Annotated in this window: 8 protein-coding genes and 1 pseudogene; 2 read left to right on the top strand and 7 right to left on the bottom strand. The window is 67.1% G+C overall.

What is annotated here, in order from left to right; translation table 11 throughout:
• Together U9979_RS04460 and U9979_RS04455 are read right to left on the bottom strand one after the other, a co-directional pair.
• The coding region (locus tag U9979_RS04460; RefSeq protein WP_322778377.1) for a transcription-repair coupling factor at nucleotides 1–2,566 on the bottom strand (2,566 nt) is incomplete at its 3' end.
• A 240-nt stretch (nucleotides 2,567–2,806) separates the two neighbouring features.
• Nucleotides 2,807–3,988, bottom strand: coding sequence for a glycoside hydrolase family 26 protein (locus tag U9979_RS04455; protein ID WP_322778376.1), 1,182 nt, complete (start codon nucleotides 3,986–3,988; stop codon nucleotides 2,807–2,809).
• 443 nt (nucleotides 3,989–4,431) lie between these two features.
• Between U9979_RS04455 and U9979_RS04450 the strand changes: the two genes are divergently transcribed.
• Both U9979_RS04450 and U9979_RS04445 read left to right on the top strand, forming a co-directional pair.
• On the top strand, nucleotides 4,432–5,223 hold the full coding sequence (locus U9979_RS04450; protein ID WP_322778375.1) for a sugar phosphate nucleotidyltransferase: 792 nt from the start codon (nucleotides 4,432–4,434) through the stop codon (nucleotides 5,221–5,223).
• 6 nt (nucleotides 5,224–5,229) lie between these two features.
• Complete coding sequence (locus tag U9979_RS04445) at nucleotides 5,230–6,537, top strand: DUF4910 domain-containing protein (protein WP_322778374.1); 1,308 nt, start codon at nucleotides 5,230–5,232, stop codon at nucleotides 6,535–6,537.
• Between the two features lie 13 nt (nucleotides 6,538–6,550).
• Here the strand turns inward: U9979_RS04445 and U9979_RS04440 are convergent, their stop codons facing one another.
• From U9979_RS04440 to U9979_RS04420, 5 genes and pseudogenes are all read right to left on the bottom strand, one after another.
• Entirely contained in the window at nucleotides 6,551–7,783 is a 1,233-nt protein-coding gene (locus tag U9979_RS04440) for a hypothetical protein (protein ID WP_322778373.1), read from the bottom strand.
• 127 nt (nucleotides 7,784–7,910) lie between these two features.
• On the bottom strand, nucleotides 7,911–9,545 hold the full coding sequence (locus U9979_RS04435; protein WP_322778372.1) for a Wzz/FepE/Etk N-terminal domain-containing protein: 1,635 nt from the start codon (nucleotides 9,543–9,545) through the stop codon (nucleotides 7,911–7,913).
• 435 nt (nucleotides 9,546–9,980) lie between these two features.
• A complete protein-coding gene (locus U9979_RS04430) occupies nucleotides 9,981–10,934 on the bottom strand; it encodes a hypothetical protein (RefSeq protein WP_322754655.1) in 954 nt (317 codons plus the stop codon).
• 25 nt (nucleotides 10,935–10,959) lie between these two features.
• Nucleotides 10,960–12,231, bottom strand: a complete 1,272-nt coding sequence (locus tag U9979_RS04425; RefSeq protein ID WP_322778371.1) for a hypothetical protein — start codon at nucleotides 12,229–12,231, stop codon at nucleotides 10,960–10,962.
• 59 nt (nucleotides 12,232–12,290) lie between these two features.
• Nucleotides 12,291–12,445: pseudogene (locus U9979_RS04420) on the bottom strand (methyltransferase); the annotation flags it as partial.

Raw genomic sequence — 12,445 nt, 5'->3', positions numbered from 1 at the left:
CCACCCGGTTGTGGATGAAGAAAACCTGGCCCTCTCGCAGCAGTTCGCGCCGGATCGCTGCGGTGACCTGCCGGTTGTCGCTCGGGCCGACGAAGGTGAGCACCGGGTGCCGTTCCTCCGGCGGGGTGTCGATCGTCGACAGCTCCCGGATACCGGTGATCGACATCTCCAACGTCCGGGGAATCGGGGTGGCGCTCATCGTGAGCACGTCCACCGCGGTCCGCATCTTCTTCAGGTATTCCTTGTGCTCGACGCCGAACCGTTGCTCCTCGTCGATTATCACCAGGCCGAGATCCTTGAAGTGGGACGCGGACGACAGCAGCCGGTGGGTTCCGATGACTATGTCGACACCGCCCTTGGCGAGCCCTTCCAGCACAGTCTTCTGCTCGGACGCGGAATTGAACCGCGACATCGCCCGCACGGTCACCGGGAATGCCGCATACCGCTCGGAGAACGTCTGCAAATGCTGTTGGACGAGCAGCGTGGTCGGGACGAGAATGGCGACCTGCTTGCCGTCCTGCACCGCCTTGAATGCAGCCCGCACCGCAATCTCGGTCTTGCCGTAGCCGACATCGCCGCAGATGATCCGGTCCATCGGGACGGGTTTGCGCATGTCGGCCTTCACCTCCTCGATGGCTGAGAGCTGGTCGGGCGTCTCGCGGAACGGAAAGGCGTCCTCCAGCTCCCGCTGCCAGGGAGTGTCCGGCCCATAGGCGTACCCCGGCGCGGCCATCCGTGCGCTGTACAAACGGATGAGTTCGCCGGCGATCTCCTTGACGGCCTTGCGGGCGCGTCCCTTGCGTTTGGCCCAGTCCCCGCCGCCGATACGGTCAAGGCTCGGACCTTCGCCACCAACATAGCGGGTGACCTGTTCAAGCTGGTCCGTCGGGACGTAGAGGCGGTCACCCTTGGCATATTCCAGAACGAGGTACTCGCGGGTTGCACCGGCAACGGTCCGGGTGACCATCTCGACGTAGCGGCCGACCCCGTGGGCGTCGTGGACGACCAGGTCACCGGAACGCAACGCCAGCGGGTCGATGCCCTTGCGGCGGCGGTGCGGCATCCGGCGCATGTCCCGGGTGGTCACGCCGCGCTGACCGGCGAGGTCGGTCTCAGTCAGGACGGCGAGCCCCAGCAGATCGCTGACGAAACCGGTCCCCAACTGACCGCAGGTGACCGTGGCGACACCGCGGGAAAGATTGGCGTCGTCGGTGAGACGAGCGCCGAGATCGGCATCCCGCAGCAGTTCGACCAGCCGCTGAGCCGGCCCATGTCCCTCAGTAATCAACAGGACGCGCCAAGAGTCCGCCAGCCAGCCCTTGATGTCAGCGACAGCCTGCGCCGTGTCACCGTGATACGAGGTAGCCGGGCGCAGGCTGGAGATGACGGAGTTATCGTCAAGATCTTCCTCGCCGGCACCGGCACCGGCGCCGGCACCGCTACCGACGTTGAAGGGGCTGACCGACCACCACGGCAGGCCGATCTCGGCGGCACGCTGGCGGACCTGCGCGATCGAGCGGTAGGCAGCCGCGCCAAGGTCGATCGGCGCACTGCCGCCAAGCGCGGCCGTGCTCCAGGACGCCTCCAAAAACTCCTGGCTGGTGCGCACCAGCTCGGCGGCGCGGGCACGGACCCGCTCCGGGTCGCACACCAGCACATGCGTTCCGGCGGGTAGTTCGTCGAGCATCAGCACCATCCGGTCGGACAGCACCGGCGCGAGCGCCTCCATGCCGTCGACAGGAGTGCCATCCGCGATCTTGTCAAGAATGTCGAGGATCTCGGGATGCTTTGCGGCAAGTTCCCGGGCCCGGGCCCGGACCTCGGGCGTGAGCAGCAGCTCCCGGCAGGGCGGCGCGAACAGCCGGTGACGGCCACCGTCGGCATCTCCGGTATCGGTCAGCGCCCGCTGATCAGCCACGGAGAACGGCCGGATGTCCTCAACCTCGTCGCCGAAGAATTCAACCCGCAGCGGATGTTCCTCCGTGGGCGGAAAGATGTCGAGGATGCCGCCACGGACCGCAATCTCGCCACGCCGCTCCACCAGATCGACCCGATGGTAGGCGACCCCGACCAGCTTCTCCACCACGTCGTTGAGATCGGCGCTGTCACCGACCTGCAATGACACCGGTTCCAGGTCACCGAGCCCGGCGACCTGCGGCTGCAGGACAGCCCGGACCGGCGCGACCACAACCGACAGCGGCCGCTGGCCGGTACTGTGCGGATGTGCCAGGCGGCGCAGCACGGCAAGCCGGAGCCCGACCGTGTCGGCCCGCGGGGACAGTCGTTCGTGCGGCAGGGTCTCCCAGCTCGGAAACACCGCGACCGAGGCGGGATCAATCATGCTCGACAGCGCGGCAGCAAGATCGTCTGCTTCTCGACCGGTTGCGGTCACGGCAAGCACCGTCCGACCACCCCGGCCCGCGAGTGCGGCAGCGGCGAACGGCCGCAGCGCAGCCGGCGCCGACAGGTCAAGCTGGAGCTCACCGACCGAGGCGAGGGCACGGGCCAGGGCCGGATCAGCACCCGGGCTGGCGGTCAGAACGTCCAACAGCGGGGCGAGGGTCATAGGTGCGTCCCGAGCCTCTCGAAGAACGACGCAATCTTACAGACGGACACGACGTCGCAAACCCGGTCGCTGGCCGCGCACCGGAGCGTCCTCACGAAGCACCTCGCGACGCCAGCGCGCGAGGCGTTATGCCCAACCTTACCCGCCGAGGGATCCCCCACCCCGACGGCCGTGCTCCCACCACCGTGCACTGGCCGCGCCACGACCCTCCTGACCGTAGGTTCCCTCGTCCGGACGTCGCTACCACAGGCGTTGGTACTCACGGGCGGCCATCGGGTTCACGGTCGGGTTGATCAGTGCGGACCGGACGTTGCCAGCCCTGTCCTCGTTGAAATATGCCTCATAGGCGAGTATATCGGCATTATCAACAAATACCTGGTACATCTTCGCGATGAACAGGGCGTTGTCACCGCCGGCCTGGCCGAGCGGCCCGGCCTTCGAGCCTTCTTTCGCCACCACCCCCCACTCCGGCACCGAGAACAGCTTGTTGTGCAGCCGGGCGAAGCGGACCACTCCGCACAATCCGTCGAGACCGTTACACTGTGCATCAAAAGTCGCCGGGTCAACACTCGGCGGATACTGATCGTAGGCATCTATGCCGATGACATCGACATAGGCGTCCCCCGGATACAGCTCGAACGCGTCAGCCACGCCGACCGACCCGTGCGCGTTGAGGTTCCAGTCGAGGCGAACCTGTGCGTCGGTCCGCCGGATCGCGGACGCGGCATTACGGTAGCACGTGATCCACAATATGGGATTGACCGCGGACCACGCGAACCCCGTGCCGTTGAACTCCCACCCCAGCCGGACGAACGAACTGCCGCGCCCCTTTGCCACCAGCCAGAGTCCGAAATCGCGCCAGTAGCCGTCGTACGCGCCCGCGGCACAGTCCGCCAGGTTGCCCCTTTCCGGTCCGGACTCCGGGAATAATGGCTGACTGATAACCCAGCTGCCGGGGAATCCGGCAAAGTGGTTGCGGTCTCGTCCGATCCACGGGCGGACGATCGTGTGCCAGCTAGACCGGTCGGTGTAGGTGACCACCACGTCGTTGGGCCGGCCGCGAAAGGTCGCCCACGCGTTCGCCTCGGCAAGCGTCCCGGCGGCCACACCGCTCGGGAAGGGGCCGAGATGAGTTGCCGGTGCGACCCGTGGCACCGGCGCCGCCGCAGCTTCATCTCCGCCGACCGTGGTTCCAGCACGAGCACCAGCACCCGTCGTGGCCGTGGCCGTGGCCGTGGCCGACGCGCTGGTCGGGGCCGCTGCGCCCAGGCCGCCTGCGGACACCGGTGGCGTGCCTGGCGGGTCTGACCCGGCCTGGTGCGCTCCGGCCGGGGTCAACCGCCAGGCGGTCAACGCGAGGACCGCGGCGATGATGACGCCGGCAACGGGAAGGAGTCGCTGGTCCAACCGACCACGCCGCACCCACCCACCCCCATACCGTCCGGGGCCGCCGGGCACCCGAAGAGAACCATGATCGTGCACCCTTTGACCATTTAATGATCTTCGATCACGCAGTCACGAATCGCCGAAGATCATCGCAGTCAACGAAAACGTTTAATGCGACGTCGGATACCCCGCGAACTGTAACGAAGGGGAGCCGACAGACGGCGGGCAGCCCGGCCGGGCCCGCACCGGCGTCCGTGACGATCAAGGCTGGCGGCCGATCGTGGCGTCCGATCGTGGTGGCCGCCACCCGCGGCCCATTCCGGTGAGCGTTGCCAGGAATACGGCCAGCCCTGCGCGGGAACAACCGTGCCACGTATTCCGCTCCGGGCGGCCACCGGGTCGATCACGGGAGAAAAGAAGAAGTCGTGACAACAGCTACCAAACCCGCCGGTAATGAACAGTCATGGATAAGCTGTGATGTGCCGGATATTCCGGTCGTCATCCTGTGCGGCGGGATGGGCACCAGGTTGCGCGAGGCGAGCGAGAAACTTCCCAAACCACTGGTCGACATCGGTGGCAAGCCGATCCTCTGGCACATCATGAAGACATACGGACATTATGGATTTCGCCGTTTCATCCTGTGCCTGGGTTACAAGAGCGACTCGATCAAAAACTACTTCCTGAACTACCGTGCGCAGGTGGCGGACTTCACCCTGCACCTCACCGACGACCACACCCCGACGTTTCACAACGCGGCCGGCGACGAGGACTGGGAGGTGACCTTCGCCGAGACGGGCCTACTCACCGGCACCGGGGCACGACTGGCCCGGGTACGCGAATATCTGACCGAGCCCAGATTCATGCTCACCTACGGCGATGGGCTCAGCACGGTCGACCTCACCGCCGTACTTGTCGATCATGAACGCGCCGGCCGGATCGGCACGGTGACCGGGGTCCGGCCGTCCAGCCGTTACGGCGAACTCGCCACCGTCGCCGACACGGTCACCGGATTCGCGGAAAAACCGCCGTCGTCCGGCTGGGTCAGCGGCGGGTACTTCGTTTTCGAACATGAGTTCGTTGACGGCTACCTGGACGACGACCCCGACCTGCTCCTCGAACGTCGGCCACTACAGCGACTCGCGCACGCGGGCCAACTCACGCTGCACGCTCACGAGGGCTTCTGGATGGGTATGGACACCTACCGGGACTGGACCGAACTCAACCAGCTCTGGGACTCCGGCACCGCACCCTGGTGCGTCTGGAAACGTTGAGTTCGCGTGTCGCGCATTCCCGACGAGACGACCAGTGCGCTCGGGGCGCATCTGTACGAGCTGGTCGCCGAGCTCACCCCCGCGATGCGCAGCATCACCGGCAACGGCGTGCGCAGAACGCTGGCCACGGTCCGGCGGGCACTTGACCCGGCGGTCCCCCTCACCGTACGTGAGATTCCCACCGACACGCCGGTGCTCGACTGGACGGTGCCCAAGGAGTGGAATGTCCGGGAGGCATGGCTCGCCGGCCCGGACGGTCAGCGCATCCTTGATGTCGCCGACCATCCACTGCACCTGGTGAACTACAGCGCACCGACATACACCCGGCTTGCCCTCCCCGACCTGGCACCGCACCTGCATTCCTTGCCCGACCGACCCGACTGGGTGCCGTACCGCACCTCCTACTACCGCGAGACCTGGGGTTTCTGCCTACCCGACCGGCAGCGGCGCGCGCTTGCCGAGGGTGAGTACCAGGTGCACATCGACACGACGCTCACCGACGGATCACTGACCTTCGCCGAGATCCTCCTGCCCGGTAGCGGTCCGCTCGAGTTCCTCCTGACCACCCACGTCTGCCACCCGGGCATGGCGAACGACAACGCCTCCGGTATCGCCATGGCGACGCTGCTCGCCGGGGCACTCGCGGACCGGCCCCGGCGCCTGACCTACCGGATCCTGTTCATCCCCGGGACGATCGGGGCGATCACGTGGCTCGCCCACAACCGCCACGCCGTCGAACAGGTTGAGCACGGTCTCGTGCTGACCGGGCTCGGCGACCGCGGACAGCCGACATACAAACGCAGCCGACGCGGCGACGCGGTCATCGACCGGGCCGCGACGCGGGCGCTGAAAGAAACTGATCGACCGCACCATGTGGTCGACTTCTCTCCGTACGGGTATGACGAGCGCCAGTTCTGCTCGCCCGGTTTCAACCTGCCGGTAGGCCGTTTCGGCCGCAGCCAGCACGGCGAGTACCCGGAATACCACACCTCCGCCGACAACATGGACCTCGTGACGCCGGAAAGCCTTGGCGACTCTTTCGCGATCATCATGCGTACGATCGAGATCTGCGAGCGGGACCGGACCTGGACCAACACGTCCCCGTTCGGGGAGCCGCAGCTGGGACGGCGGGGTCTGTACCGCTCGATCGGCGCCACCCTTGGGCGCGATGCGGTCGAAATGGGCCTGCTGTGGGTCCTCAACCTCGCCGACGGCACCAACAGCATGCTTGACATCGCCGAGCGTGCGGACCTGCCGTTCGACACGGTCGCGGACGCGGCGGACGCGCTCGCGGCGGTCGGTCTGTTGACCTGACCAGGCCCGGGCGTCACCAGATGTCGCGCGCGAACCAGGTCACCAGGAGCAACCCGAGGTAGACGACAACCGGGCTGAGCAGACTGCTGGACAGCACCGTGAAGAAGACCAGTACCGCACCGGAGAGGACGAACGACGGGGATCCGCGCGCGAACGCCAACACGACGAGTGCGAGGAAAGCCGTCCCGCCGACGAGGCCGTACTCCAGGACGAGCTTGGGCAGCATGGCATAGTTCAACGGCAGGCCGGTGTTGTGCATGAACTGGTCGGCGTCACGGTCGGACCAGCCCGGACCGGAGCCGAAGAGCACGGTCAACGGATCGCCGCCGAGCCGGTCGAAGGTCCGGGTGTAGGGCTGGACGAAACGCAGGCTGCCACTCGAACTGCTCGTGGACGTCTCGGTGGCGCGCTCGGCGAAGACATCCGCAGCCGGCGTGAAGCTCACGATGGTCACGACCAGCGCGAGACCCGTCGCCGCCGTGATCGCAAATCGAGGTCCCTTGTGGACCGCGAGCAGCACAAGCGCGGCGGCCAGCAGAATCACCCCGGTGCCCGAGACCGTGGCCAGGATGGCCACGACGAGTAGCAGCAGTCGCCACCAGCGGACACCCCGCAACACCGAAACGACCAGACCGATGGCGAGGAACTGCGAACAGAAGGACGGCTCCAGGCAGACGAACGCGTTCGCCTTGAACAGGTTGGAGCCGTAGGCCACCGGATATGACGTGTTGAAGTTCCGCATGACCAGGTCGGGTGGGAGAATGCCGCCGATGATGTCGCGGTAGTGCCAGCCCGCGAGCTGCAGGCCGAACTGCGCCACCGCGAGTCCGGCCAGCACCTCCGTCATGATCGCAAAACGGTCCAGTACCCGGGGGAACAGCGTCGCCGACACGTCGGCGCGCAGGCCATAGCAGAACGGCGCATAGGTCACCACCAGCAGGAGCAGCGACGTCAGTGAATTGTCGTCAAGGCCCCGGATGAACACGACCGACGCCGCGCTGACGCACGCCGCCATGGCGATCAGGTAGGCCCTGGTTCGGCCCATATTGGCCGCGAGGTCACCCCACGCGAGCAGCACCACGGCGCCGACGAGAACTCCCGGCAGCATCAGTGGCACCTGGGTGGAACCCACCGGGACCGCCAGCCGCTGGAGAAAGACCTCACCGAACAGCAGCACCGTCAGCAGCCGTAGTGTCCGGCGGTCGGCGGCGGGGTCGGTCACCGCCGCCGGCGGCTCAGGGATCACCCAGCTCCGTGGAATGCGGGTTGTCAAACGTGTCACCATGGACAGCCATCCCGCGCCGACCACTTGGTCCGAGCGTCAGCCACCCGTGCAGCCAACCGCGAAGTGCCGCCAAGCGCCGTCCAGGCGCTCAATGCTTACCGGTGGGACGGACATATCTGTCCGTAGTCTCCCTGTCGCCGCGCCGGCGACGCCCGGCGTCCATCGACGCCCTCGATGATGCGCCCGGCGCGGAGGCAGCACGACCACCGGCACCCACGATCGGGCCGACAACGTCATCGGCGGCGCGCGCGGGCGCCGCATTGCGCGCGGACCGACGGACGCCGGATCGGCCGTCGAAGACCACGCCCACGATCCGCCCCGCCAGGGCCGGCCAGTGCCGCGGCACCCGCGACAGCTCCTTGAGCAGGGAATCGCCGCTGGCGACAACGATGATGGCATCCGCCTGCGCGGCGGACACCGCTGTCGTCGGAAGCTCGCTGAGCGCCGGCGTCAACAGGATGACAAGATCGACAACGGGTGCGCGGTCCGCCAGGATGGGCGCGAGCCCACCGGGCCGGGCGGCCCGGGCCGGCGCGACCCGGTTGTACAGCAGATGCCCTCGTCCGGTGCCGGATGAGCGGGCCAGGCAGGTCGGCTCGTGCGCCCAGCGGGGCAGCTCACCGGAAACCGCTCGAGGTAGGTGCTCCAACGTCGCGCGGACGTCGGGCTCCGGGGAGGCGTCGATGATCAGCACAACTCCCTGATCGTCTGACCAGCTTGCGCAGACGGCCGCCACCAGATCGACACCCAGATCGCCTCGCATCGCCGGAACGAGCGCCACCACTTTGACGGTTGGTGCCAATACCGCGGACATGGCGGAGACAAGCGTGTCGGTCGGGAGTCCGCTGCCGCGCCGATCGGGAATTTCCACAAGAAATGGCGCATCAAGGGCAAGGGCCGCGCCGCGCCCGTCGAGAACCGTTGGCCGGCGCAGATAGGCGCACCAGACCACTGCCGCCGCCAGGAACATCCCGACCAACGCGCCAACCAGAGCGTCACGGAACAGCTGCGGTGCGACCTTGCCATCAGAACGCGGAGCTTCGGCCAGCGTCACCGAACCGGCCCTCAACGCGGCGTTGACCTGTGCCTCGGGAATCCGTCGGTTGAGATCGGCGATCTGTGAGTTGAGGTTGCTGATCTGGCTGGCAAGAACCTGTTCGTCCGCGTTACGAGGCAGAGCCGCCTGCTGGGCCTGCAGCCTCTGGAGGTTCTTGTAGGTCTCGTCCCGCAGCTTGGTAAGCCGATCGACAGCGCCACTGCTGTCCGCCCCATACTGGGAGAGAAGTTGCTGATAGGCGCTCTCGGTAGCCTGGACCAACCGCACCGACTGCTCGTCGGTGCCGCCGCTGCCGACGATCGTGAAAAAGTAGCCTCCCGCCGACGGCGTGACCTTCACCCGTTTGGCCACATAGGGCCGCGACACCTTGAGCTGTTCGGCGATCAGGTCCAGAGCCGCGGTGGAGGCGGCGAACTGGGCCTGGGTCTGGACGACCCGGGTGGCATCGACCGAGCCCCCGCCGAGCGCCGCGTCGGAGGTGCTCAGGAACACCCGGCCCGTCGCCTGATACACCGGAGCCTGCCGCTTGGCAAGGATGAGCGCCAGCGCCGCGCCGATAACCACCGCGATGACAATCGCCAACCAGCGGCGTCCCAGGACCCGCAGCAGGGACACCCCCCCAAGGCCCCGGGTCGCCTCCGCTGACGGCTGCGCAACCGGGGTCACCTGCGCGCGCCCCTCGCCTCAGGCGAGATCAGCACCTCGAAGATCCCACGGGAACGAAGGGATCGGCCGCCCTCGTGCCACCCGGATCGCGAAAACATCGCAGCCCCCTGTTTCTGATGGCCCGGATGCGCACAGAACCATGATCGCGCATCCTTCGGCCAAGACTCCCTATCGCGGCCGCCGGATACGCGCAGAACCATGATCGCGCATCCTTTGGCCAAGACTCCCTATCGCGGCCGCCGGATACGCGCAGAACCATGATCGCGCATCCTTTGGCCAAGGCTCCTCCACCGCGCACACAATTCCATGGCGACGGAGCCAGCTTGTGAGCATAGCTCGTTGCGCACAGTCGCAACCGGATGCCCCGAAACGTCGGTGCACAGCTGCGCAAACCCCCTGGTCATCTCCTGGAACCTGCTGTGAAACAGGCTCCTGTCAGGCCCCCGGTTTCGGGGCCCACGACGTCTCCTGACCACGACTGCGTGACCAGTGCTCGACCGCCGTAGCCACAGCGGCCCAGTCAGTGCCAGGTGCCAGGAACCGCTGCTCCATATGCGTGACCAGATCTGGATCAGGTGCCACCAGGGTCCGCCGCGCGTGTTGCGGCCGCGCAAGTGTGACAGCGTTGGCGGCGGTCCGTACGCCGATCAGCGCGACCCGGCGAGCCGCGGCCCGAGGCCGCCCCATGTGCCCGGGATCCGGCCTGCCGCCAGCGAGTTCCCGCAGGCCGAACGGCCGGTATCCCTGGTAGGCCAGACAGGTGGCCTGGTCCCATGCCTCGCCGAGGAACGGGGAGGTACGCAACAGTCGCTCGTCGGCGAGCACCGCCCCGAGCCGGGCCCCGAACGTGCTGGTGGCGCTCACCGCCCGGTACCAGCGCGCCGTGCCCAGCAGGACCGCATCGGGATCACCCTGGGAGCGGGTCGCCGAACTGATCAACGGCGAGCATCGGGTGGCCGCGGGATCAAAACGCATCGAGCTGTAGAGAGTGAAGTAATCGGCGCGGTCCAGCTCGTTCGCGGCCCGGACGAGATCGCGCAGGCTCGCACCGGTATAGAGGTAGTCGTCCTCGGAGAACCAGACAAGATCGGCTGGTGACCAGCCCCGCTGCCGAGGTAGTCGCAGCACCCACCGGTATGACGACCGGTTGCTGCCGCAACGGACACTGAGAACCTCGCCCGCTTCCGACATCATCTCCAGGCGGCCAGCGGGAACCGGCCCGTCGTTGACGAAGACAAGCTCGGTCTCAATATCGACATTGTCCACCGCGCGCAACAGTGACGCCAGCGCAAGGGACTTGTTGTAGAAGTCCGGTCGGTCCTTGCGGTTCTCGCTGCCGACGGATCGATAGATGATGTGCAGTCTCACCGCGAACTCACGATATCTCACCGCCCGCCCCGACGATGCCGACCGGTCAACATACCGTCCGCATCGCCTCTGGCCCTCTGGACCCGGCCTTCTCGCCAGACCCGAGCAGGTCACGGGTTGGAACCTCGGCCCGGTGCGCGGCTCGATGCAGCAGCACGAACCACAACGGCACGGTCATCCAGAAAGCGACGATGTACCCGACGACAGCCCCTTGCAAACCGTAGCGCGCCAGACCGGCGACCGGGAACACGAACAGGGCCGGCGCGAGCACACAGTGGGCGCGGAAAGTGAGCTTGGGCTGGCCAAGCGCATAAAGCATGCACGCCGGACCGACCGTGGCAGCCGCCCCCGCCTGCTGGATGATTGTCAAAACGAGTATGCCACGGGTCTGCGCCCACGTGTCACCCAGCAACGCGACGCCCACGCGGTCGGGAACAAGAAGGAACAACGCGCCCCACAGCACGCCGGCACCGACGACCAGACATGAAAGCATGGTCGCGGATCGAATGCGGGCGCGGGCGGACATATCCCGCCGACGGGAGAACTCCGGAATCGCAAAACTGATGATGCCGACGGCGAGAATCGTGGTCGGGCCGAGGAGGGTCTGGACCCCACGCAGCGCGCCGACCGCGATCGCGGTGCCGAATACGCCGATCAGCAGTGTCGACCCCTGCTGGGCGCCCTGAACAGTGATGTACTCGGCGCTCATGTAGCCCGCGACCTCGCGGTGCCGTCTGATCCATTCACGGGACCTGACCGGTGCGGGCCAGAAGCCGGACTGGACGATCCCCACCAGGGCTGCCGCCGCGGCGGCTCCACCCCAGACGAGCAGATACGTCGCGGACGACCCGACGCCATGACGGAGCAGGAAGAACACGCCGCCCAATTGGATCACGGTCCACACCATGTCGTTCACGGCGGCCTTCGCGGGCCTGCCTTCGGCGATGAACACGTAACGCCACGCATCCTGCAGGAGCAGGCCCGGCATGACCAGACCCATCGCGGCTATCGCCGCACCGACCGTGGTGCCCAGCACCGCACCGACGGCTACCAGACATCCACCTGTGATCATGCCGAGAACCAGCGCCGTGCCGGTCGCCGCGGCGCCCGCCGCCCGGAAGATCCGCGGGGCGGCGTCGGCATACTTCATGCCCAACGGTGATGTGCCAGCCGCCCGGGAGAACCCGACGACCAGCGCGAACAGCGCGAAGGCGATCGAGAACGCGCCGAACTGGCCCGCCGAAACCCGGCGGGCGACCGCGAAGGCGATGAGCGCGTTGGTCCCGCTGGAGATGACCTGGTCGCCCAGCGTCCACATGGCCTTGGACCGCCCGGAGGCTACGCCGCTGCCCTGTCGCCGTCGGCCGTGGTCCGGTGTCAGCAAACGACCGGTCGAGGAACAGGCACGATGAACTTGCCGCCACGCCGGGCGAAGGCGGCCTGCTGCTCCATGATCTCGTCCCGGACATTCCAGGCCAGCAGGAGCAGGTAGTCGGGTCTGCGCTCGGCCAGGACCGCCGGGGCGAGGATCG

Origin of the sequence: Protofrankia sp. Cas4, from assembly GCF_963555915.1 — a bacterium.
Lineage (GTDB): Bacteria > Actinomycetota > Actinomycetes > Frankiales > Frankiaceae > Protofrankia.
This window is presented reverse-complemented; position numbering and strand designations above follow the sequence as displayed.